Genomic DNA, 21,368 nt, shown 5'->3' with positions numbered 1-21,368 from the left:
GCGTCAGCCGATCAGCTCCGGCTGGTCGGCCAGGAGCCGATAGCCGACTCCGTGGATCGTGCGGATGAGCACGACAGGCCCGAGCTTGTGCCGCAACGCCGCGATGTGGGTGTCCAGGGTGCGGCTCGAGGACTCCCAGGTCGCTCCCCAGATCTGGTCGAGGATGACGTCGCGGCTCACCACGTTCGGCGCCCGCCTGGCCAGCAGCAGGAGCAGCTCGAACTCCTTGCGGGTCAGCGTCACGAGCGCGCCGTCGACGGTGACCTCGCGGGTGCCGACGCCGATCCGCATCGGGCCGAGGACGAGCGGCTCGTCCGGGTGGCTCAGGGCACGAGCCACCCGGGTGCGCCGCAGGACGGCGTCGATCCGGGCCAGCAACTCCGGGATGCCGAACGGCTTCACGATGTAGTCGTCCGCGCCGGCGCGCAGGCCACGGACCCGCTCGTGCTCCTCCGATCGCGCCGTCACGGCGATGACGGCGGTCTCCGGGCGGTCACGCAGCTTGCGGATCACGTCGAGTCCGTCGCCGTCGGGCAGACCCAGGTCGACGAGGACCACATCGGACGGGGCGGCGCGCACGGCCTCCGAGGCGGTGGCGACGCGGTGGACCTCGAAGCCCGCCTGGGCCAGGACGGTCACCAGAGCCCGCGCCACGCGGTCGTCATCCTCGATGATGGTGATCCGCATACCGGCGGATTGTACGGCCCGGATCGGCACTTGGTCAGCCCTCCGCTTCTTGGAATTTCTCTGGCATCCGGCGCATTCTTGGGATTTCTCTGACACCATCCGCGTCCCCGCCAGCCGAGACTGAGGCCGCGCACTTACCGACAAACGCGCGTGCGCTGAGGAGGAGGCCGCGATATGAGAACGACCAGCAGATACCGGGCCGTCGCGCGGATGATCGCCACGATCGGCGTCGTCTCGCTCGTCGCGGCCTGTTCCGGAAACGGGGGCGCCCCCGGCGCGGGCGCCACCGGCGCGAGCGGCGCCGGGGGCTACCCGGACAAGAACATCACGTTCGTCGTGCCGTTCAGCGCGGGCGGTCCCACGGACACCGTCACCCGCATGATCGCCGAGCCGATGGCCGCCAAGCTCGGCGCCAAGGTCGTCGTCCAGAACGCCGAGGGCGCGGGCGGCACGGTCGGCGCCGGCGAGGTCGCGCGGGCCGATCCGGACGGCTACACCGTGCTCATGCACCACATCGGCATGTCGACGGCGCCCGCCCTGTACAAGGACCTGGGCTACAAGCCGCTGGAGAACTTCGAGATGGTCGGGCTCGTCACCGAGGTGCCGATGACGGTCGTCGCCCGCAAGGACTTCGCGCCCGCGACGCTCCAGGACCTCGTGACGTACGTGAAGGCGAACGCCGGCAAGGTCACGCTGGCCAACGCCGGCATCGGCGCCGCGTCCCACCTGTGCGGCCTGCTGTTCCAGTCCGCCGCCGGGGTCAAGCTCCAGGAGGTCCCGTACGAGGGCACCGGCCCCGCGCTGACCGACCTCGTCGGCGGCCAGGTCGACTTCATGTGCGACCAGACGACCAACACCAGCGGCCAGATCTCCGCGGGCGAGGTGAAGGCGTACGCGGTCACCACGCCGGAGCGGGTGAAGAGCCTGCCCGACCTGCCCACCACGACCGAGGCCGGGCTGCCCCAGCTCCAGGTCAGCGTGTGGCACGGTCTCTACGTCCCGAAGGGCACGCCGCAGGACGTCGTCCAGAAGCTGTCCGAGGCGCTGAAGGTGGCACTCGCCGACAAGGGGGTCGTCGACCAGATGGCCAAGCTCGGCACCGCGCCGGTCGCGGCCGAGGACGCGACCCCGCAGGCGCACCGGGCCAAGCTCGAGGAGCAGCTCGGCACCTGGGCGAAGGTCATCGCCGACGCCGGCGTCAAGGCCTCCTGAGGTGGAGCGCCGCCGGTCCCTCCCGGACGTCCTCGCCGGGGGAGTCTTCGTCCTGATCGGTGGCGCGTTCGTGGTGGGGGCGCTCGGCTACGAGCTGGGCACCCCGCTGCGGATGGGCCCCGGCGCCTTCCCGCTGCTGGTCGGCGCGATCGTGGCCGCCCTGGGCCTGGCGATCGTCGTCAAGGGGCTCGTCGCGGGCGAGGTGATCGAGTTCGGGCCGATCCCCTGGCGCGCGGTCGCCCTCATCGTGCTCGCGGTCCTGTTCTTCGGACTCACCGTCCGGGGCCTCGGGTTCGTACCGACGTCGGCGGTGACCGCCCTGCTCACCGCGCTGGCCAGCACGCGCGTACGGCTGCTCACGGCCGTCGCCGTGGCCGCCGGGCTCACCGTGGCCGGCACGCTCATCTTCGTCGTCGGACTTCAGTTGCGGATCCCGCTATTGGGCCCGTGGCTGGGGTTCTGACGCGGCATCCGGATTGAGGCATGGAACTTCTCGACAACCTCGCGCTGGGTTTCTCGACCGCCCTCATGGTCCAGAACGTCCTCTACTGCTTCGTGGGGGTGCTGCTCGGGACGGCGGTCGGCGTGCTGCCCGGCATCGGGCCGACGGCGACGGTGGCGATGCTGCTGCCGATCACCTTCAGCTTCGAGCCGGTGACGGCGCTGATCATGCTGGCCGGCATCTACTACGGCGCGCAGTACGGCGGCTCGACGACCGCCATCCTGATCAACCTGCCCGGTGAGTCGTCGGCGGCGGTCACCGCGCTGGACGGGCACGAGATGGCCCGCCAGGGCCGGGCCGGCCCGGCCCTGGCCGCCGCCGCGATCGGGTCCTTCGTCGCGGGTACGGCGGCCACCGTCGTGCTGGCCGTCGCGGCCCCGCCGCTGGCCCGCGTCGCGCTGCGGTTCGGCCCGGCCGAGTACTTCTCGCTGGTGCTGCTCGGCCTGATCGTGTCGATCGCGCTGGCGCGCGGCACGGCGCTCAAGGCGCTGGCGATGATCGCGCTCGGCGTCCTGTTCGGCACGGTCGGCCAGGACCTCTACACCGGCACGCCCCGGTTCGTGTTCGGCCAGCGCGAGCTGTACGGCGGCATCGACTTCGTGTCGGTCGCCGTCGGCATGTTCGGGCTGGCCGAGATCCTGCGCAACCTGGAGAACGAGCAGACCCGCGCGGCGATCGTCGGCAAGGTGAGGAACCTCTGGCCGACCCGTGAGGACCGGCGCCGGATCGTCGGCCCGATCCTGCGGGGTACCGGTCTCGGCGCCGCGCTCGGCGTCCTGCCCGGCGGTGGCCACGTGCTGGCCTCGTTCACCTCGTACGCCGTCGAGAAGCGGATCTCGAAGCGGCGGCAGGAGTTCGGGCGCGGCGCGATCGAGGGCGTCGCCGGCCCCGAGTCGGCGAACAACGCCGCCGCGCAGACGTCGTTCATCCCGCTGCTCACCCTGGGGCTGCCCGCCCACCCGGTGATGGCGCTGATGGTCGGCGCGTTCATCGTCCACGGCATCACCCCCGGCCCGAACGTCATCGTCGACGAACCGGCGCTGTTCTGGGGACTGATCGCGTCGATGTGGATCGGCAACGTGCTGCTCGTGCTGCTGAACCTGCCGCTGATCGGCCTCTGGGTGCGCATGCTGCGCATCCCGTACCAGGTGCTGTTCCCGATGATCATCCTGTTCGCCGCGATCGGCACGTACTCCCTGGAGTTCAACGCGTACGACGTCTACGCGATCGTGTTCTTCGGGGTCCTGGGCTACGTCCTGATCAAGTGCGGCTGCGAGCCGGCGCCGCTGCTGCTCGGCTTCGTCCTCGGCCCCCTGCTCGAGGAGAACATGCGGCGGGCGCTCATCATCTCCCGTGGCGACGCGTCGGTCTTCCTGACCCGGCCGATCTCCGCGGTGCTCCTCGCCCTGGCCGTGGCGGCGCTCGTCGTCGCCGTCCTCCCGGCGATCCGCAGGCGCCGCGAGGTCGTGTTCACCGAGGAGGAGTGAGGGCTCCCGGTCCGCGGGCCCGGGGGCCGAGCCCCTGGCGGCGCACGTTCGGCGAAGGCTCCGGCCCGGCTCTCCTCGCCGGACCGGAGCCTTCGCCGAACCCGGTGCGGTCACCCGGCGCGGCCGTCCCCGAAGGGGTGCCGGCACACCGGGGACTCCCCGGAACCGGCCATCCGTGAGGTACAGGGCTAGCGAGGTGCCGCGAGGACGTCCCGGAGGACGTCCTCCAGCGTGACACGGGCCAGCTCGCGCCTCAGGGTCTCCTCGATGCCCTCGTAGATGCCCTGCATCGCCGGCTGGATGCCGTAACCCACCACGCACCCCTGGTCCGGGGTGGCGCGGTGCATCGCGAACAGCGGGCCGGGTTCCACCGCCTCGTACACGTCGAGCAGGGTCATCGACTCCAGCTCGCGCGCCAGCGACCAGCCCGCGCCCACGCCCCGCCGGGACTCCACGAGCCCCGCCCTGCGCAGCTCGCCGAGCAGCCGCCTGATCACCACGGGATTGGTGTTCGCGCTGCTCGCGATCTGCTCGGACGTGGCGACCTCGTGGCCCTGGCGCTGGTAGAGGCTGATCCAGGCCAGCGCGTGGGCGGCGATGGTCAACTTGCTGTTGGCGCTCATGAACCCTCATCTCTCGGCCGCGACACCGTATGGTACGACCGCCCAGTCGTAACAACAAATGTTGCGACCACTCCGTCGTAACCATTAGTGTTACGACCGTTCGGACGGATCGATCAGTGAGGTGAGAAGAATGAACAAGCCGCTCACGGGCAAGGTCGCCCTGGTCACCGGAGGTTCCCGCGGGCTGGGAGCCGCGACCGTACGGCTGCTGGCCGAGCAGGGCGCCGACGTCGCGTTCACCTACGTCAGCTCCGACGAGCGGGCGCGGGCCGTCGTCGAGGAGGTACGCGCCAAGGGAGCGAAGGCCGTCGCCATCAAGTCCGACCAGGCGGACACGAGCGGGGCTCCGGCGCTGATCGACGAGGTGGTCGCGTCCTTCGGCGGCCTGGACATCCTCGTCAACAACGCGGCGGTCTCGGTGAGCCGCAGGGTGGACGACCCGGACGCCGACACCGCCGCGCTGGACCGCATGCACGCCACCAACTACCTCGGCGTGATCGCCGTCATCCGGGCCGCCTCCCAGGTGCTGCGCGCCAACGGCCGCATCATCACGGTGAGTTCCGGGCTGGGCTCCCGGGTCGGCCTCCCGGGCCTCGCCGACTACTCGGCGACCAAGTCGGGGGTCGAGAGGTACACCATGGGCGTCGCGCGGGACCTCGGGCACCGGGGCATCACGGCCAACGTCGTGGAGGCCGGACTGATGGACGGCGGGATGGAACCGCCGGACCCCGAGACCCTCAAGGCCCTGGTCAGCTCGCTGTCCCTGCAGCGCATGGGCCGTCCCGAGGAGATCGCCGAGGCGATCGCCTTCCTGGCGAGCCCCGCCGCCTCGTACGTCACGGGCGCGGTGCTGGACGCCCACGGCGGCTACAACGCCTGAACCGGACCCCTGCCGTCTACCCCGGAGGGGCCCGCGTGACCCTGTGGGTGTCGGCATCCGGGCTGACCGCCGAATCGTGGAGTGAGGGCAACCGGAACGTGATCGAGGCGGCACGGCGGAGCGGAGAGGCGGTTGCCGTTCGGGCGGTCGTACGCGACGCTCTTGCATATGCGCATCGGTCCTCTGCTCGGCTCCGGCCGTACCGCGGATGTGTTCGCGATCGACGACGCGTGGGTGCTGCGCCGATACCGGGACGGCGGTGACGCGTCCACCGAGGTGGCCGTGATGTCCTACGTCTCCGGCCGGGGATATCCGGCGCCGCGGGTCGGACCGGCCGTGGGCGGGGATCTGATCATGGAGCGGCTGTCCGGCCCGACCATGGTCGAGGCGCTCACGCAGGGCGCGATCACTCTGGAGGAGGCCGGCACGGTCCTGGCGGGGTTGCTGCGTCGTCTGCACGCTTTCCCGGCGCGGGTCTCGGCCGACCCGGCGGATCGCGTCCTCCACCTCGACCTGCATCCGGAGAACGTGATGCTCACGCCCGAGGGGCCGGTGGTGATCGACTGGGCCAACGCCGAGGACGGCCCGCCCGCGCTGGACTGGGGGATGTCCGCCCTCATCCTGGCGGAGGTCGCGGTGGGTCCGCTGGCCGAGGCGTCCATGGCCCGCACGGTCCTGGCCTCCCTGCTCAGCGAGGTCGACCATGCGATCGACCTCGAAAGGGCTCTGGCCATCCGGGCCGCCAACCCGACGCTGAGCCAGGCCGAGAAACGACTCCTCGGCGAGGCCGTGGCGCTGGTGGGCTCCCTGCATCCCGCGTCCCGGCCCGGCGCGTGAACCCGCGACGGTCGCGTCGACGACGCCCTCCGATCATCGCCGCGTCCAGGATCGGACCGAGAAGGCCGGCACCGAGGATGAGCGCATCGGCCTCCATCGGTCCCGGCCGGTCCCGGCGCTCCTCACCTACGGGTGGTCGCGCAGGCGCGCGCGCAGCAGGTTGGGGTCGGTGGCCGTGGTGTAGGCGGCGCTGAGCACGTACACGTCGTCGCCGCGCAGCGCGACGGAGGTGGGGTTCTGCAGGCCGTCGGCGGCGTCCAGCACGGTGGTGCCGGTGCCGTCGGACCGGATGCGTACGACCTTGTTGGGGGCGTTGAGGGCGGCGAGGATCTCGTCACCGCGTCCGGTGAAGGCGAAATCGTCGATACCGACCATGCCCGACGCCCTGACCTGCGGTGCTCCCGCGCGGTTTCCGGAGCGGATCGGGATGCGCAGAAGGGTGCCCCGGTCGAGGTTGGTCACCCACAGCGCGCCCCGGTGTACCTTCGCGCCGTTGGCTCCGAGGAAGCCGGCCGGGGCGAGTTCGGGAGCCGTGGACCACGCGACGGGTGTGCCGCCGGTGACGGGGACGGTCCACACGGTGCCGAGCACCGAGTCGGTGATGTAGAGCCGTTCGCCGCGCCCGTCCAGTGCCAGCCCGTTGGGCAGGCCGTTCGCGGGCAGCGCGGCGATGCGCCGCGGGGCCTTCCCCGGGCGCAGCCGCCACAGCCCCGTCAGATCGGCCGTGCCCGTCGCGTACAGCATGTACACGGTGCCCTCCGAGGTGTGGGCGATACCGGTGGCCAGGGGGAAACCGAGGACCGGCGTGTCGACCCCGCCGTCGGCGGGCGCGGGCAGCGTCGCCAGGACGCGCGTCCTGCCCTGGGGCGTGACCTGGGCCACCTGGCGGCCGGCGGCGAAGGTGACGTTCGCCGTGCCGTCGGGCAGCAGGGAGATGTTCTCCGGCATCTGGCCCGCGGACAGGTCGAAGTGGGTGGCGATCCGCACATCTGTCAGCGGTCCCCCGGCGGCCGTCGCGCCGGCCATCGCGGTCGGCGCGGTCGGCGTCAGGGCGGCGGCGGCCAGCAGGGCGGCCGACATAGTGATCTTGATGCTTCGCTTGGGCATGATTCCTTCACTGTTTTCCGGCATGCGGCAGCCGCGGTTCGGCGCCGTGGGGTGAGGGGTGTCGGGGGAGTGCCGTGGGGGCGTCGGGGGTGTCGAGGAGAGGTCGCGATCCCCTCGGGTCAGGTGGTGCGGGTTCCGGCGTCGTGGCGCGGCCGGGTCGCCTCCCGCGGCGCGGTGACGTGGGAGAGCAGGGTCAGGGCCGTCGCGGAGGGGGAGCCGGGATCGGCCGTGGCCACCACCAGGGCCGGGCCGTTCCCCCGCGGGCTCTGCAGCGTCTGCTGGGTGACCGTCAGCGTCCCGACCAGGGGGTGGCGCATCTCGTAGTCGGCGACATCGCAGGCCAGGACCCGGTGATCGGCCCACATCGAGGCGAACTCCGGACTGCGCATGGTCAGCTCGCCGATCAGCCCGGCCAGCAGCGGATCGTCCGGGTGCCGCCCGGCCGTGAGGCGCAGGTTGCCCACCACGGCCCTGGCCTTGGCGGGCCAGTCGGTGTACAGGTCGCGGGTGTGCGCGTCCAGGAACACCAGCCTGGCCATGTTCGGCCGTCGCTCCGGGACGCCGGGGCCGTCCGGGTCGAGATGGCCGGCGAACAGGCCGTGACCCTGACGGTTCCAGGCCAGGACGTCGCTGCGGCGGCCGACCACGATGGCGGGCGTGTTCTCGAAGGCCGCCAGCAAGGCGCCGGTCGCCGGGGTGACGCGTTCGGGACGCGGCCGGCTCGCGGGCCGGCCGCGTCTCGGCGCGCCGGCCAGGGCGTGCAGATGGGCACGCTCGGGCTCGTCCAGGCGCAGGGCGTTCGCTATGGCGTCGAGCACCTCGCGCGAGGCGTTGCGTGACTGGCCCTGCTCCAGGCGGGTGTAATAGGGCGCGCTGATGCCCGCGAGCATCGCGAGCTCCTCCCGCCGCAGCCCGGGCACCCTGCGTCGCTCGCCGTAGGTCCGCAACCCGACGTCTTCGGGTCGCAGCAGGCCACGGCGTGCCTGGAGGAAGTCGGCGAGGTGCCCGTGCTCGGTCATGGAGCCAAGTATGCGTACCGCGGGCGAACCGCGCCTCACCCCGCCGGGGTAGGGATCCGCGGGGTCCGGCTCCCCCGAACCCCGGTCTCCGGGACCTGCGCGCCGGGCGACGGCCGTGGGCCGTCGCCCGGTTCGTCGGCCGTAACCGTCACCTGGTCGTGCAGACGGTCCCGTTGAGGGTGAAGACCGCGGGCAGCGTGTTCGGGCCGCTGTAGTTGCCGACGAAGCCGATCGTGGCCGACGCGCCCGTGGGCAGCGAGCCGTTGCCGGAGTCGTTGACGACCCTGACGTCCCGCCCGTTCTGCGTCCAGACGGCGCCCCAGCCGCTGCCCAGGCTCTGCCACGTCCTCGGCCAGCTGAAGTTCAGGGTCCAGCCGTCGATCGGCGCGCCGTGGTTGGTGATGTCGATGGCGCCGACGTAGCCGCTGGCCCAGTCGGACTGGTTGCTCAGGCGTACCGAGCACGAACTGGAGGCGGGCGTGCCGGTCGTGAACGTCAGCGGCGCGGAGGGTGACGAGACGCCGCCGCCGCTGTCCCGGGCGATCACGTTGACCGTGTGGCGCGTGCCCGGTTTCAGGTTGCCCACGCTCAACGAGGTGCCGGTGGTCTCGCCGAGCTGCTCGCTGACGGCCCCGTTCTGGCGGTGGACCTCGTACTTCACGATCGGGCGCGCGCCGGCGGAGGCGGCGGGCCAGGAGACGGTGGCGGCCTCGTCCGTCACGTCCGAGGCCGTCGGCTGCCCCGGCGCGCCCGGCAGGCCGGCCGGGGCGGAGGCGGGACGCAGGATGACCGTGGTCAGCGAGAGCGGCGGCAGCGTCTGGCCGGTCGCGCTGCCCGCGGTCGACGTGGCGATGCTCGTGGCGCCGTTGGTGTGGGTCAGCACGGTGGGAGCCCCGGACGCCGGGCTGAAGCCCGAGTAGCCGATCGTGACGGGGTAGGAGGTGTCGGACGAGGTGTTGATCAGCAGGACGGCCAGATCGCCGTCGGGGCGGCGCACGGCGTGCGCGACGACCTTCTCCTGGTCGGTCGCGGCCCGGATGAACCGGTCGCCGGGGCGGGCGAACCTGCTCACCATCTGGAGCGCGTAGTACGGCGCGAAGGGCGTGTTCGCCGACGGTTCGCAGACGCTGCCGTCGGAGGTGCACGTCTCGCTCGACAGCAGGCCGAAGTCGCCGTAGTCGGTGTGTCCCTCGACCTGCGTGACGCTGCCGATGCCGTTGTGGACGTTCCACCAGTCGACCGTGAAGACCCCGTTGGCCAGCAGCGTCGCGTAGGCGTCGGCGGCGGCCAGCGCGCCGGGCTGGGTCGTCGTGCCGCCGCTGCTCGACCCGGTGTTGAACTCGGTCATCGCGATGCCGATCCGTTCGGAACCGGTTCCCACGTGCTCCGCGATCTGCCGGCGGGTGAGGTGGATCATGTCGGGAACGTGCGCGGTCCTGTCGAAGGCGCCGGGGTACCAGTGCAGGATCACGAAATCGATCTTCGACCCGGCGGTCGACAGGACGACGTCGTTCCAGGTCCCGGCGTCGCCCTCGGCGACTATCCCGTCGGGCCAGTTGGCGGGCGTGGTCAGCACCGCGCCGATCTTGATGGTCGGGTCGACGGCCTTCATCGCGTCGGAGTAGGCCACGACATGGCGCGCGTACTCGGCAGGGCTCTTGTCGGCGTGGTCGTCGGCCTCCCAGGCGGCACCGTAGCGGCCGTTGCCGTAGTTCTCGTTGCCGATCTCCCAGTACTTGACGCCGTAGCCCTTGACGACGTTGGCGTGCCGCACCCAGGCCGCGGCCTCCGCCGCCGTACCGGTGCCGTAGTTGGCGGTCACCATCGGCTGCGCGCCGGTGCGCCGCACGCCGCGCATGAAGGTGTCGAAGTCGGTGTCGGGAGCGACGTAGCCGCCGGGGGCGGTGTGGTCGGCCCAGTGGTAGATGTCGGAGTACGAGCCGCCGGGGTAGCGCAGTACCTTCATGCCCGCGTCCTTGAGCAGGTCGGCGGTCTCGTCGGTGCCCAGACGGCTGTCCCAGATCGCGTGGTTGGTACCGATACCGGTCTCGGGGGCGGTGGCGAGCGCGGCGCGGGCGTTGACGGTCACCGCGACCGGCGCGACCTCGTCGGCGTGCGCCGTGGGGACGGTGAGGACGGCCAGCGTCAGCAGAAGGGCGGACGCTGCCCGTAACGGAGTTCTCGGCATCGGTGTACCTCGCAACGGATAGTGGCGTTCACTCGACACCCCCTCCCTGACCCGGAGGCAACATGATCGTCAGCGGTCGCCTCATATCCGTCAACCGGCGGTGAAACTTTCACGCCGGCCGGTCGGCCGACCGGGGGTACCCCGCCGAGGTGAACCCGCATTCCCTCCGGCCTTTTGTCATGGATGCACCACGTCGCCGGCCGGCCCCGTCGGGGGGCGACGTGCGGCGGCGAGCACGCGGGGAGGCCGCCGTGGCGCGTTCAGCCGCCGAGCTGCCGGGTGATCGACGGGTCGGTGATGGCGGTGTCGGCGGCGAGCAGGAAGGCCTTGGACAGGATGACCGAGAGCATGCCGCTTTCCTCCTCGAAGGGCAGGAAGACGGACGCGGCGTCGCGGTCGTGCCCGGGGACGACACACAGGTAGGCGTCGTTGGGCTCCATGAGGATGTTGCCCGACCCCAGGTGGATCTTGTAGGTCCGCAGGTCGCCGCGTACGCGCAGGAACCGGTCGGTCAGCTCCGCGCGATCGGTGATTCTCAGCCGGGGCAGCAGCCGGGCCAGCGCGTCGCGCCGGGTCCTGGCGGTCTCGGTGAGCTCACCGAACCCGGAGGAGCGCCAGTAGTCCTCGTGCCCGGCCACCGCCCGCTGGTCGAGGCCCAGGGAGGCGACCCCCACGGCCAGGTCGGCGTCGCGCAGCACCTCCGACAGCACCAGCGGTGGCACCTCGACCAGCGCGACCCGGTCGCTTGCCGAGTCGTGGCCGGAGAGCTCTCCCGGCCCGGCCCGGTGGAAGGTGATCTCCTCGGTGGCGCAGAAGGAGGCGGTGTCCCACCCGTCGGCGGCCGGGTCGCCGACCACGTGCATGCCCCAGCGGGCCCGCCAGCCGGACAGCTCCCTGACAGCCTCGCCCTGGTCGCCGCCGCACTCGTAGTCCCAGTGGCCGATGGACAGGCCCGTCCAGCCGCGCTGGTTCAGCAGTGTCTTGGCCTGGCCGTAGCGGAGCACGTGCCCGGAGAAGCGGGCCGAATGGGTGCGGGCGCGTTCCTCGGCCGGGGTCAGCAGATAGACCTCGCGGAACACCTGCTTGTACGGCTGGCGGATCATGTGCTCCAGCAGGTGGTCGCGCCAGGTCCGCACCTCATCGGCGGTCGCGTGGATCGGATGCCAGAGCCCGACCGGGGTGTCGGGATCCGGCCGGACGCGGTGTCCCTGCGGGTCGGACAGCTCCCAGCCCGCCTCGGTCCTGACCGGCAGCCCAGCCGAGTCCGGCGAGACCTGCCAGACCAGGGCGCGGGCGTACCGGCCGGTGACCGGGTGGTCGAGGAAGAACTCGGTCACCTCCTGCCAGCTCCACCCGCGTTCCTTGATCAGCGCCTGCTCCAGCCGGAACCGCTCGGCCGCGAGCGCCTGCCTGAGCTCCTTCAGGGTGATCCTGAGCTCGACCAGCGCCGGGTCCTTGCGGATGGCCTGCGGGGCCGACTTGACGGTCCTGCCCGAGGGATTGACGAACCGCAGCGCGGGGCCGTCGGCACACAGCCGTACGAGGTAGTCGCCGATCCTCTCCTCCCTGACCCCGTCCGGGCCGAGGCCGAAGGCCGGCACGGTGCGGTCCATCAGCTGTTCGCGGGTCAGCCCCGCCTGCGCGGCCACCTCGTCCAGGGTGCGCGCCACATTCTTCAGCACGGATCTGGCGCGGACCTTGGCCTGGACGCGGGCCAGCGGCACGATCGCCGCCATCCCGCCGCGGCGGGCCAGCGCACCGACGGCGGTGTTGGTGAGCCTCTCGCTGCGGCAGGTGGAGCCCATCCCGTTGCTCCCGGTGCCGCAGTTCAGCGCGACGTCACCGAGGAGCGAGGTCACCCACCGTTCCTCGATCACCTCGCACGTCCAGATCACGCCGCGCATCGGCAGGATGGTGCGCTCGTGCAGGAAGACGGTCTCCCTCCACTCGTGATCATCGCTGCTCCGGGTGATCTTCCGCTCCCGGTGGGCCGCCAGCCGGGTGAGGATCTCCCGGACCAGGTCGACCGTGCCGGGGGTGAGCAGCGCCTTGGCGGTCCTGAGCCACTTCGCGCTCGGTCTGGTGGACCGGGCGGTGTTCCAGTGGCGCAGCAGCGGCAGGACCGCGGGGTCCGCCAGGCGCGGGCCGTACTCCTCGGCCAGCAGCCGGGCGAAGGGGTCACCCTCCCAGATGATGTTCCGCACCACGCCGGTGGGGCCGTGCTCGGCCGGTTCGACCAGCAGCTCGTCGAGCTGCTCGGACAGCGCCTCTCGCACCTGCCCGGCCCGTGCGTCCCACACCGCCATCCGGAACGGAGGACGCAGGGGCGGCACCCGCAGCCATCCGATGATCTCGCGACGCTCCTGGAAGCCGAAACGGCGTGCCGCCGCGAACGGAATCCGGAAGATCTCCTCGTAGCGGGTGTGGCCCCCGTTGACCATCTCCTGGGCTCTGTGCACGAGAAGGCGCGCGTCTCCGGGGGTCCAGTCGATGTCGCGTTCGGCCACCGTACGGATCAACCGCAGGACGCGCTCGTCGTGATCGTGGCCTCCGTCCCGTCCCAGGCTCAGCTTCAGTTGCGCCCAGTGCCCGTACTCCCGCCAGTCGACGTCCGGACCGGGCTGCAGGCCCTGCGCGAAGAGCGCTTCGAAGCGGCGGTACCTCTCCCCGGTCTCCTCGTCCAGGTATCCGGTCAGGTGGATGTAGGCGCGATTGGTGTCGTCGATTCCGATCATGTCAGCCGCCGACCAGCGGGACGAGCTTGATGAACGACACCACCGGATCGGCGGTCAGGTCGATCGTCTCGGACAGGTCGTCGATCTGCCGCTCCCCGACCAGCAGCACGAACCCGTTGCGTTGGAAGGCCCGTTCGGCGATGTCCGCCTGCCTCTCCCAGCCGACGCGCCGCCTGGCACCGGCGCCCGTCCGGTAGCCGTTCAGCTCCACCTCGGCGTCCACGGGACGGACCAGGCCGTTGAACCGGGCGGAGGGATCGGCGTTGAACCGGGCGACCTCCTCGCGGACACGCAGCCGTACGAGCTCACGCGCCGAGATGCTCTCCGGGAGATCGGGAAGAGCGAACTCGTGCAGCGGTTTCCCCATTGCCGTCTCGTCGCGAAAGGTAACCGTCGCCATCCCGCAGCTCCATGGATCGGTGGAAACAATGCAGGGCAATCGATATCAGCTAGAACCGACAGATCTCATCCCGTGACCGGTCTCACGGCCGGTGATCGCGCCGGAGAACGGCTACTTGTCCGCTCAGCGAGCGAAGATCGCGCGGTCCGGTTCGGGAGGACCGGTCACCAGCCGTCCCAGCCCCGGCAACCCCACCAGGGGCCGGTGAGGTGTCTGAGGCCGTACTCGTGGTCCTCGGGCCGCGGCCGGCCCTCGGGCATCCAGATGAAGCACCTCGTCGAGGCGAAGGGCCAGTCGACCAGATCGAGCCGGACAACGCCGCGACCCCGACGGCGGCGAAGAACCATCGCCCCGGTGGTCTGCCGATCGACACGGCGTCACCCCAACGACGACACGGGAAGCCTCGCCGCCGTTCGGGACGAGGTGCTCTCGAGAACCGTAACGCTCTCGAACGCGCGGTGCTCTCGAAACCGCGTCTTCAAAAGAACGACGAACCGAGGTGGTCGCGCGTTCCGTGGAGAACCCGATTCGGCCGCGGATCTCTCCCTCCCGAGCCTTTCCGGCCTTTCCGGCCTTCCCGGCCGGCGAAGGATCGACTCGGGCAAGGTCCGGAGCGTGCCGGGCCGATGGCGATCAGCCGTGCCTTTTCCGGTTCCGGCGGAGGAACGAGAGGAACGAGCGCCGTTCACGTGGCGGTTCGGGGGTGGGGACGGGTTTCTCCTCGGCCGGATGGCGGGCCCGCCAGTCGGCGACGACCTCCTCCACGTCGATGAGCGGCTGGAAGAGCGGCGGGCCGGACAGAGGCTTTCCGTAGCTCTCGCGGATCCTGTCGTTCATGCCGTCGATGATCCCGCGAGCCTCGGCCTCCGTACGCGCTCCCACCGCCGCCGCCCGGGACTCCTCGGCCTCCTTGCGCAGCGCGAGCGTTCCCGGCAGCGGGAAGGCCAGGTTCTCCTCGAGCATCTTCTGCTTGATCCACCACATCTCGTCCTGCGGCTTCCCCTCGCCGGGGAGGGGCTTGCCCGCGCCCGGCAGGTTGTCGAACTCCCCGCGCTCGGTGGCCTCACGAATCTGCCTGTCGATCCACGTCTCGAAACTGACTCCCGGTGGCTTGCGTTCCGTCACGAATCTCACCTCTCATACCGCGGACGGCATCACCTTCGAGGGTAACGAGGAGGGCGCGGCGAGGGGACGGACAGGTCCAGGCGGCGACCAAGGTCACCCGGGCCGACCCGGAGGTCGCGTGGACGGGCGCGGGAGCGCCCCGGCAGCGGAGCAGGCACCCGGGGCGGACGCTCAGAACGGCCCGATCGCGATCGGGCTGCCGCAGGACACCTTCTCGCCTCCCACGAACGGCAGCAGGTGCTCCGCCTCCTGCTCCAAGGCCGCCCGATCGGTCGCGGACAGCGGGCGGAACGGAGCCAGGCGCAGGGTGCCGCCTTCGAGGGACCAGCTTCCGTGCACGTGGCCGTCCACGAGGAAGGTGGGCCGTACCTGTGCATGGCCGGGCATCACGCGCTTTCTGTCCTCGTGGCTGATGACGCGGGTCCGGTCGGCGTGGCCGAGCAGGACGTTGTCGAAGGCGGGCAGCAGCCGTACGGGCGCGGGCGTGTCGGGATCGGGCAGTTCCGCGTCGGCCAGGTCGATCAGTTCCCTGCCGTCGGGACCGCGGTAGTGGCGCAGTTCGGCGCGCATGTCGGAGACGATCTCACCGAGGCGGGTCAGCCCGGACCAGGCCTGTACGTCCATGGTCCCGGCCGGGCCGAACGCCGCCAGGTAGCGGCGGATCAGGTCCTTGGCGGTCGCGGGGGCCATGGGCCGGCCGAGCCAGGTCTCGGCGGGCGTGACGGAGACGGCCGGCCGGGTGCCCCAGGAGCCCCATGCGCCGGTGGCCGGGCTGTGGACGAGGGGGGCTCTGAGTTCGACCTCTCCGGCGAGGACGCGCCCGTCGCGGCCCGGGTGGCGTTCGGCCAGCCGCCGGGCCAGCTCCTTTCGCGGTGTCGTTCCGCCCGCCAGCAGTTCGAGCCCGGTGGAGACCAGGGAGGCGGTGTCCAGGCCCGCGCTGTTGCGGGCGAAGTACGCCGAGCGGGCGGTGCGGTCGAGCACGGGCTGCAGCAGCGGCCGCAGCCGGCGGAAGTCGTCGGCCGCGGCGAGGTGCTGGGTGCTGCGGAGCAGGCCGGAACGGACCACCTTCCGGTCCTGCAGCAGCGTGGCGAGCTGGGAGTGGGTGAAGTCGCGGATCCTGCTCCACAGCCCGACGTAGGGCCAGTTGGGCTCCTGCGCCTGCAGCGCGACCAGGCGCCCGATCACCTCCAGCGGGGTGTGATCGGTGCGGGCCAGCAGGAACTGGCGGCCCAGCAGGGCCCGGTTCAGTGCCCTGTCCGAGAGGGTCGTCACGACAGCCGCACCGAGACATCGCCCCGGTAGGACCCCTGGAGCAGGGACGGGAACGCCTGCGGCACGTCCTCGATCCCGCCCTTGACGACCGTCTGCGGGTAGACGAAGCGGCCCTCGCCCGGCCAGGCGCCGAAGTGTTCCCACCAGGCGGCGATCTTGCCGGGGGTGTGGTGGCGGGAGAACGGCGTCAGCTCGACGCCTCGGGCCCGGGCCGCGACGTGATCGGGCTCGGGGAAGCGCTTCGCCGCGTCGCCGAGCCGGCTGGACAGCGAGCCGACTCCGCCCGCCGCGCCGGAGACGAACACCACAGTGATCATTTTTAGGTTCCTTGCGTCGGTACGGCCTTCGAGACCGACTCTAAGGAGGCTTCCGGTCACTTTCTGACCGGAATTCGGGCGAGGATGTCGGTATGGCGAACACCGGCTCACGGACCCTCAGGCTGCCCTCGCTGCTGCATACCCATCGCCACTGGCCCGGCGCGGAATCGGCCGACCGGCTCGAAGTGTCCGGACGGACCCTCCGCCGCGACGTCGGCCGGCCGCGCGAGCTCGGCTACCCGGTCAGCGCGACCCGGGGTACGGCAGGCGGCCGATCAGTGGGGCACCGTCGAACCACTCGACCCTTATCCCGATTTTTCGCTCTCGGACAGCATTTCTAGGATTTTGTCGAGCCGGGCCTTCCTGTTCTCCGGCGTGAGCGCCTGGAGCAACGGCAGCATCACCAGGTAACGCCCGGTCTTGTCGAGCGCCTCGAACGCCTTCCCCGCCTTCGGGTTCGCGTCGAGCGCCGCCGCGAGATCGGGGGGCACCGTCGCCGTCTTCTGCGACTCGTAGGCCACCGCCCAGCGCCCGTCCTCCTGCGCCTTGCGCACCTCGGCCAGCCCGGGTTCGCGCATCCGCCCGGCGGCGGTCAGCATCGCGACCTTGTCGACGTTCACCTGCGACCACAGGCTCCTGGGCCGGCGCGGCACGTATTTCTGCAGGTAGTACTGCTCGTCGAGAGGAAGCCGCTGGCCGGAGATCCAGCCGTAGCACAGCCCGACGTCGACCAGCTCGTCGGAGGTGACCGTCGGGATGCCGGACTTCTTCTTGGCCAGTTTGATCCACAAGCCCTCGTGGCGCGTGTGGTTCTCGGCGAGCCAGCTCTCGAACGCCTCGGCGTCCACGAAGGCGATGATCTCCACTCCGTCGCGCTCATCCATACGGATCAGGCTATCCGCCCGTCGCGCCGGTGGAGATCGCCGGATGCCGGGCCCTCGAACCGGTGGCGGGCCGGCCAGGCGATTCCCGATCTTTCCCGCCGGGAAAACCTCTCGTCGGCTTGACGCGGGACGACGCGAGCGAAGTAACGTGAATCACATGCTGATCGTCGTCGCGGGATCGACCGGTCTTATCGGCAGAACAGTGGTCTCCGAGCTCCGCGAGGCGGGTCACGAGGTGCGCAGGCTCGTCCGGCGCGAACCGGAGGCGGAGGACGAGCACGAGTGGGATCCCGCCTCCGGCACGATCGCGCGGGACGCGCTCGACGGGGTCGACGCCGTGATAAACCTGTGCGGCTCGTCGTTCCAGGGCCGGTGGAACGCGACGCGTAAGCGGCGCATCCGTGCCAGCCGCATCGAGCCGGCCAGGACGCTGGCCGAAGCCGTCGCCAAGCACGGCATCCCCACCCTGCTCAACGCGTCCAGCCTGAGCTTCTACGGGAACACCGGCGACGTCGCCGCCGACGAGACATCGGGCGAGGGCTCCGGCTTCCTCGCCGAGATGGTCGTCGACTGGGAGGCCGCGACCGTGGTGGCGCGTGACGCGGGCAGCCGGGTCGTGCTGCTGCGCACCGGTCTCGTGCTGTCGCCCGACGGTGGCCTGCTCAGCCTGCTCAGACCGCCGGTCCAGTGGGGACTGGGCGGGCGGCTCGGCGACGGCAGGCAGTACGTGGCGTGGATCAGCATGCTGGACGAGATCGCCGCCATCAGGTTCCTCCTGGATAATCCGGACATCTCGGGGCCGGTCAACCTGTGCGCGCCGGACCCCGTGACCAACGGCGAGTTCACCAAGGCGCTCGGCCGGGCACTCCGCCGGCCCGTGCTCCTGCCCGTGCCGAAGGCGGTGGTCAGGGCCGTGCTCGGCGAGGCGGCCGACGAGCTGGCGCTCATCAGCCTGCGCGTGGTTCCCCGGGTGCTGTGCGACGCGGGGTTCACGTTCCGGCACGTTGACTTCGACACCGCGCTCGCCGACGTCCTGCGCCCATCGACGCCGGACCGGTGACGGGGACACCGTCGCCGGGCGGCTCACGCGCCGGCGCCCGGCGACCGCCGCCAGGACGTGGACACCGTCGCCGGGCGGCTCGCGTACCGGCGCCCGGCGAGCGCGGCTAGGACGAGGACGAGGTCCCGGCGAAGCGGTAGCGGGTCTGCGCGGGCGGCTCCTTACCGAACGCGAACACCTTGGCCGGCTCGATGCGGAACACGACCGCGGGGTGGCCCGCGACCTGGGCGACGTCGTCGACGAGCTCCAGGCTCCAGCTGTTGTGGGCGCCGTACTTCGCGTCGAACGCGCCGACGATCGCCGGCAGGGCCTCGGGGGCGGTGATCTCGGTGGCCGTGCCCTCGACGACGACGTCGAGTCCCTTGGTCCAGAGGTTGTTCCCCGTCGTCACCGCGACCTTCCCGCTGTGCTCCAGGTTGCGCATCTTCTGCTCGATCGAGGCGGTGGTGAAGTACACGGCGTCGTCGTGCCACACCGCGACCACCGGTGTCACGTGGGGGCGGCCGTCGGCGCGGACGGTCGTCAGCCAGAACAGCTCGGCCGTCTCCAGCATGTCCAGGGTCTCCCGCCACGAGGTGGGCTCCACTCCCGGTTCGCTGTAACGCACTTCCAGTTCGGCCTCGGGGTGAGTGGTGGACATCGGTTCTTCCTTTCTGCCGTGCGGGGGGCGGACAGGGACGATCTCGATCTCGCGAAACCATGACCGCGGTGACGGGAAATGATGTTCCGATCACGAGGCTACGACCGTGACGACGGGCGGGCAATGACGTCGCAATAAGGGGTGTCTTTCGTACCGATCAATCCCGGTGGTGATCCGGATTCGCCACCCGGGACGAGCGGGGGTTTCTGCGGATTCAATAAGAAATTATCACCCGGCTCAATAAGTAATCCTTATGGCGTGCTCGTTGTCCCTAAAGGTGTTACCGGCATAACTTGATGGCAGGTAAACGTAGTCGGATGGAAAGAAGGGGAAACGGAAGGTCCGAGGCACGCCACCGCACCTTCCGGTCCACCGGCGTCGGGAAACCGATCACGAGGAGGAAGTAATTATGGAGGACGTCTGCATTATCGGAGCGGGCTCGTCGGGGATTGCCGCCTGCCAGGTCCTGCACGAGCGCGGTATCGCCTTCGACTGTTATGAGGCCGGCTCCCACGTCGGTGGAAACTGGCGTTATCTCAACGACAACGGCCTGTCCTCGGGTTACCGGTCGCTGCACATCAACACTTCTCGGCATCTGACGGAATACCGCAGTTATCCCATGCCTGACGACTATCCGGCCTACCCCACCCACTTCCAGATGGCACGGTATTTCGACGACTTCGTCGACCACTTCGGATTTCGTGACGCGATCGTCTTCCGTACGGAGGTCACCCACGTGGAGCCCGCCGACGGCGGGGGCTGGAACGTGACCGTGCGCCACCGCGACACCGGAGTCGAGACCAGCCGTCGCTACCGGGCGGTGGTGGTGGCCAACGGACACCACTCGGTCCCCCGCTACCCGGAGCCGCCCTTCCCCGGAGTGGACACCTTCACCGGCACCCAGACCCACTCGCACTACTACAAGGTCCCCGACGAGTACGCCGGCAAGCGGGTGCTCGTGCTCGGCCTCGGCAACTCGGCGTCCGACATCGCGGTGGAGACCTCCACCGTCTCCGACCGCACGTTCATGGCCGTGCGCCGCGGGGGATACGTCTTTCCCAAGTTCATGTTCGGCAAGCCCAGCGACGACCTCATCAGCCCTTTTCTGACCAGGGTGCTGCCGCGGGAGGCGCAGCGGTGGGTCATGGCGGGCCTGCTGCGCCTCACGGTCGGCAAGGTCACCGACTACGGGCTGCCGGAGCCGGGCCACAAGCTGTTCAACGCCCACCCGACCGTCTCCGAGTCCCTGCTGGCCCGCCTCGGCCACGGCGACATCACCGTCAAGCCGAACATCGCCCGCTTCGACGGTGACACGGTGCACTTCACCGACGGCAGCAGCGAGGCCATCGACGCGGTCATCTACAGCACCGGCTACAAGATCAGTTTCCCGTTCCTGGACGAGACCGTGATCGCACCCACCGACAACGACGTCTCCCTGTTCCACCGCGTGGTCGATCCCAACCACCCCGGCCTGTACTTCGTCGGGCTCTTCCAGCCGCTGGGGGCGACCACGGTGCTGTCCGAGGCCCAGTCCCACTGGGTGGCCGACCTGCTGGACGGCAGTGCCGCGCTGCCCTCGCCGGAGCAGATGCACCGGGAGATCGCCCGCTACAAGGCGAAGCTTTCCAAACGCTACGTGGCCTCCAAGCGCCACACCATGCAGGTGGACCACTACCCCTACCTGGCCGAGCTGGACCGTGCGCGGCGCGACGGAGCCCGGCTCGCGCTGGCGACGTCCAAGGCCGAGGCCAAGGCCGCCGCGGACCGGCACCCCGACGGCTACCGGCCGGAGGAGGTCTCGGTCTGGATCGACGCCGATCCCCACGTGGTGTGGGAGCTCGTCAGCGACGTGACGCGGATGGGGCAGTGGAGTCCCGAATGCCGTCGATGCATCTGGATCGGTGGCAGGCGCGGGGTCGGGGCGCGCTTCGTCGGGGTCAACCGCCGTGGCTGGGTCGTGTGGGTCACCACCAACGAGGTCGAGCGGGCGGAGCCGGGCAAGTCCTTCGCGTTCCGCACCAGGACCAACGGCGTGCGCTGGAGCTACCGGCTGGAGCAGGAGGGCGGGGGCACCCTTCTCACCGAGCGGTGGGACGTCTCCGGGCAGAGCGCCGGGCAGCGCAAGCGCACCGCGTCCTTCGCCAACCTGGCGCTCGGCGGCTACGAGGGGCACACCGAGGAGCTGCGCGACGGCATCCACAAGACCTTGGAGCGCGTCAAGGCCGCCGCCGAACAGATTGCCCGGCCTACCGCGGACGAGGAGGGGAAGGTGCCGCAGCACGCGTCTCTGGAGGTGTGAAGGGAACCGTGATGATCATCGGTGACGTACCGGACGGTCATCGGTGCTGTACGGACGAACGGGCGAAACGCGACACGTGACCTCGGATGAGCGG

Annotated in this window: 20 protein-coding genes; 8 read left to right on the top strand and 12 right to left on the bottom strand. The window is 70.6% G+C overall.

The features are described from left to right. Nucleotides 1-3: 3 nt before the first annotated feature. A complete protein-coding gene (locus ACTOQ3_RS41705) occupies nt 4-687 on the bottom strand; it encodes a response regulator transcription factor (RefSeq protein ID WP_440089467.1) in 684 nt (227 codons plus the stop codon). A 174-nt stretch (nt 688-861) separates the two neighbouring features. Here ACTOQ3_RS41705 and ACTOQ3_RS41700 point away from each other — a divergent pair, with 174 nt between their 5' ends. Genes ACTOQ3_RS41700 through ACTOQ3_RS41690 form a run of 3 tightly spaced genes read left to right on the top strand, consistent with a single transcriptional unit; the run spans nt 862 to nt 3,888 of the window. Then, nucleotides 862-1,899 (top strand): tripartite tricarboxylate transporter substrate-binding protein, encoded by a 1,038-nt coding sequence (locus tag ACTOQ3_RS41700; RefSeq protein ID WP_440089465.1) that lies wholly within the window; start codon nt 862-864, stop codon nt 1,897-1,899. A gap of 1 nt (nt 1,900) precedes the next feature. Then, nucleotides 1,901-2,362: a tripartite tricarboxylate transporter TctB family protein gene (locus ACTOQ3_RS41695; protein ID WP_440089464.1), complete on the top strand. Its 462-nt coding sequence runs from the start codon at nt 1,901-1,903 to the stop codon at nt 2,360-2,362. A 20-nt stretch (nt 2,363-2,382) separates the two neighbouring features. Beyond that, complete coding sequence (locus ACTOQ3_RS41690) at nt 2,383-3,888, top strand: tripartite tricarboxylate transporter permease (RefSeq protein ID WP_440089463.1); 1,506 nt, start codon at nt 2,383-2,385, stop codon at nt 3,886-3,888. 188 nt (nt 3,889-4,076) lie between these two features. Here ACTOQ3_RS41690 and ACTOQ3_RS41685 read toward each other — a convergent pair whose 3' ends face one another. Then, nucleotides 4,077-4,511, bottom strand: a complete 435-nt coding sequence (locus ACTOQ3_RS41685; protein WP_440089461.1) for an Rrf2 family transcriptional regulator — start codon at nt 4,509-4,511, stop codon at nt 4,077-4,079. A 130-nt stretch (nt 4,512-4,641) separates the two neighbouring features. Between ACTOQ3_RS41685 and ACTOQ3_RS41680 the strand changes: the two genes are divergently transcribed. Then, nucleotides 4,642-5,391, top strand: coding sequence for an SDR family NAD(P)-dependent oxidoreductase (locus ACTOQ3_RS41680; protein ID WP_440089460.1), 750 nt, complete (start codon nt 4,642-4,644; stop codon nt 5,389-5,391). A gap of 168 nt (nt 5,392-5,559) precedes the next feature. Then, on the top strand, nt 5,560-6,228 hold the full coding sequence (locus ACTOQ3_RS41675) for a phosphotransferase (RefSeq protein ID WP_440089459.1): 669 nt from the start codon (nt 5,560-5,562) through the stop codon (nt 6,226-6,228). A gap of 126 nt (nt 6,229-6,354) precedes the next feature. Here the strand turns inward: ACTOQ3_RS41675 and ACTOQ3_RS41670 are convergent, their stop codons facing one another. From ACTOQ3_RS41670 to ACTOQ3_RS41635, 8 genes are all read right to left on the bottom strand, one after another. Further along, nucleotides 6,355-7,335 carry a hypothetical protein gene (locus ACTOQ3_RS41670; RefSeq protein ID WP_440089457.1) on the bottom strand — a complete coding sequence of 327 codons (981 nt, stop codon included), beginning with the start codon at nt 7,333-7,335 and terminating at the stop codon, nt 6,355-6,357. A gap of 119 nt (nt 7,336-7,454) precedes the next feature. Next, entirely contained in the window at nt 7,455-8,354 is a 900-nt protein-coding gene (locus tag ACTOQ3_RS41665; RefSeq protein WP_440089456.1) for a helix-turn-helix domain-containing protein, read from the bottom strand. A gap of 148 nt (nt 8,355-8,502) precedes the next feature. Further along, entirely contained in the window at nt 8,503-10,542 is a 2,040-nt protein-coding gene (locus ACTOQ3_RS41660) for a cellulose binding domain-containing protein (RefSeq protein ID WP_440089455.1), read from the bottom strand. Nucleotides 10,543-10,802: 260 nt separating this feature from the next. Beyond that, a complete protein-coding gene (locus ACTOQ3_RS41655) occupies nt 10,803-13,277 on the bottom strand; it encodes a DUF4132 domain-containing protein (protein ID WP_440089454.1) in 2,475 nt (824 codons plus the stop codon). 1 nt (nt 13,278) lies between these two features. Then, nucleotides 13,279-13,677: a hypothetical protein gene (locus ACTOQ3_RS41650; RefSeq protein ID WP_440089453.1), complete on the bottom strand. Its 399-nt coding sequence runs from the start codon at nt 13,675-13,677 to the stop codon at nt 13,279-13,281. A 633-nt stretch (nt 13,678-14,310) separates the two neighbouring features. Next, a complete protein-coding gene (locus ACTOQ3_RS41645) occupies nt 14,311-14,802 on the bottom strand; it encodes a DUF1992 domain-containing protein (protein ID WP_440089452.1) in 492 nt (163 codons plus the stop codon). 171 nt (nt 14,803-14,973) lie between these two features. Continuing rightward, on the bottom strand, nt 14,974-16,074 hold the full coding sequence (locus ACTOQ3_RS41640) for a winged helix DNA-binding domain-containing protein (protein ID WP_440089450.1): 1,101 nt from the start codon (nt 16,072-16,074) through the stop codon (nt 14,974-14,976). After that, the gene (locus ACTOQ3_RS41635) at nt 16,071-16,391 is read right to left on the bottom strand and encodes a hypothetical protein (RefSeq protein ID WP_440089448.1); all 321 of its coding nucleotides are present in this window, start codon (nt 16,389-16,391) and stop codon (nt 16,071-16,073) included. Before ACTOQ3_RS41635 ends, ACTOQ3_RS41640 begins: the two co-directional genes overlap by 4 nt. 92 nt (nt 16,392-16,483) lie before the next feature. Here ACTOQ3_RS41635 and ACTOQ3_RS41630 point away from each other — a divergent pair, with 92 nt between their 5' ends. Beyond that, nucleotides 16,484-16,732, top strand: a complete 249-nt coding sequence (locus tag ACTOQ3_RS41630; protein ID WP_440089447.1) for an HTH domain-containing protein — start codon at nt 16,484-16,486, stop codon at nt 16,730-16,732. Here ACTOQ3_RS41630 and ACTOQ3_RS41625 read toward each other — a convergent pair. Next, nucleotides 16,697-17,275: a YdeI/OmpD-associated family protein gene (locus ACTOQ3_RS41625; RefSeq protein WP_440089445.1), complete on the bottom strand. Its 579-nt coding sequence runs from the start codon at nt 17,273-17,275 to the stop codon at nt 16,697-16,699. The genes ACTOQ3_RS41630 and ACTOQ3_RS41625 overlap by 36 nt on opposite strands. A 157-nt stretch (nt 17,276-17,432) precedes the next feature. On the opposite strand from ACTOQ3_RS41625, the gene ACTOQ3_RS41620 reads away from it, so the two are divergent. After that, the gene (locus ACTOQ3_RS41620) at nt 17,433-18,335 is read left to right on the top strand and encodes a TIGR01777 family oxidoreductase (protein WP_440089444.1); all 903 of its coding nucleotides are present in this window, start codon (nt 17,433-17,435) and stop codon (nt 18,333-18,335) included. A 106-nt stretch (nt 18,336-18,441) separates the two neighbouring features. Here ACTOQ3_RS41620 and ACTOQ3_RS41615 read toward each other — a convergent pair whose 3' ends face one another. Continuing rightward, a complete protein-coding gene (locus ACTOQ3_RS41615) occupies nt 18,442-18,975 on the bottom strand; it encodes a pyridoxamine 5'-phosphate oxidase family protein (RefSeq protein ID WP_440089443.1) in 534 nt (177 codons plus the stop codon). A 409-nt stretch (nt 18,976-19,384) separates the two neighbouring features. On the opposite strand from ACTOQ3_RS41615, the gene ACTOQ3_RS41610 reads away from it, so the two are divergent. Beyond that, entirely contained in the window at nt 19,385-21,274 is a 1,890-nt protein-coding gene (locus ACTOQ3_RS41610; protein WP_440089442.1) for an NAD(P)-binding domain-containing protein, read from the top strand. The last annotated feature ends 94 nt before the right edge of the window (nt 21,275-21,368 follow it).

Source organism: Streptosporangium sp. LJ11 (assembly GCF_051918945.1).
GTDB lineage: Bacteria > Actinomycetota > Actinomycetes > Streptosporangiales > Streptosporangiaceae > Streptosporangium.
This window is presented reverse-complemented; position numbering and strand designations above follow the sequence as displayed.

Bases quoted from the DNA above. Each gene is read 5' to 3' on its own strand.
- ACTOQ3_RS41650 (WP_440089453.1), bottom strand. From the start codon at position 13,677: ATGGCGACGGTTACCTTTCGCGACGAGACGGCAATGGGGAAACCGCTG.
- ACTOQ3_RS41660 (WP_440089455.1), bottom strand. From the start codon at position 10,542: ATGCCGAGAACTCCGTTACGGGCAGCGTCCGCCCTTCTGCTGACGCTG.
- ACTOQ3_RS41610 (WP_440089442.1), top strand. From the start codon at position 19,385: ATGGAGGACGTCTGCATTATCGGAGCGGGCTCGTCGGGGATTGCCGCC.
- ACTOQ3_RS41620 (WP_440089444.1), top strand. From the start codon at position 17,433: ATGCTGATCGTCGTCGCGGGATCGACCGGTCTTATCGGCAGAACAGTG.
- ACTOQ3_RS41685 (WP_440089461.1), bottom strand. From the start codon at position 4,511: ATGAGCGCCAACAGCAAGTTGACCATCGCCGCCCACGCGCTGGCCTGG.
- ACTOQ3_RS41655 (WP_440089454.1), bottom strand. From the start codon at position 13,277: ATGATCGGAATCGACGACACCAATCGCGCCTACATCCACCTGACCGGA.
- ACTOQ3_RS41615 (WP_440089443.1), bottom strand. From the start codon at position 18,975: ATGTCCACCACTCACCCCGAGGCCGAACTGGAAGTGCGTTACAGCGAA.
- ACTOQ3_RS41700 (WP_440089465.1), top strand. From the start codon at position 862: ATGAGAACGACCAGCAGATACCGGGCCGTCGCGCGGATGATCGCCACG.
- ACTOQ3_RS41675 (WP_440089459.1), top strand. From the start codon at position 5,560: ATGCGCATCGGTCCTCTGCTCGGCTCCGGCCGTACCGCGGATGTGTTC.
- ACTOQ3_RS41680 (WP_440089460.1), top strand. From the start codon at position 4,642: ATGAACAAGCCGCTCACGGGCAAGGTCGCCCTGGTCACCGGAGGTTCC.
- ACTOQ3_RS41635 (WP_440089448.1), bottom strand. From the start codon at position 16,391: ATGATCACTGTGGTGTTCGTCTCCGGCGCGGCGGGCGGAGTCGGCTCG.
- ACTOQ3_RS41670 (WP_440089457.1), bottom strand. From the start codon at position 7,335: ATGCCCAAGCGAAGCATCAAGATCACTATGTCGGCCGCCCTGCTGGCC.
- ACTOQ3_RS41625 (WP_440089445.1), bottom strand. From the start codon at position 17,275: ATGGATGAGCGCGACGGAGTGGAGATCATCGCCTTCGTGGACGCCGAG.
- ACTOQ3_RS41665 (WP_440089456.1), bottom strand. From the start codon at position 8,354: ATGACCGAGCACGGGCACCTCGCCGACTTCCTCCAGGCACGCCGTGGC.
- ACTOQ3_RS41690 (WP_440089463.1), top strand. From the start codon at position 2,383: ATGGAACTTCTCGACAACCTCGCGCTGGGTTTCTCGACCGCCCTCATG.
- ACTOQ3_RS41705 (WP_440089467.1), bottom strand. From the start codon at position 687: ATGCGGATCACCATCATCGAGGATGACGACCGCGTGGCGCGGGCTCTG.
- ACTOQ3_RS41630 (WP_440089447.1), top strand. From the start codon at position 16,484: ATGGCGAACACCGGCTCACGGACCCTCAGGCTGCCCTCGCTGCTGCAT.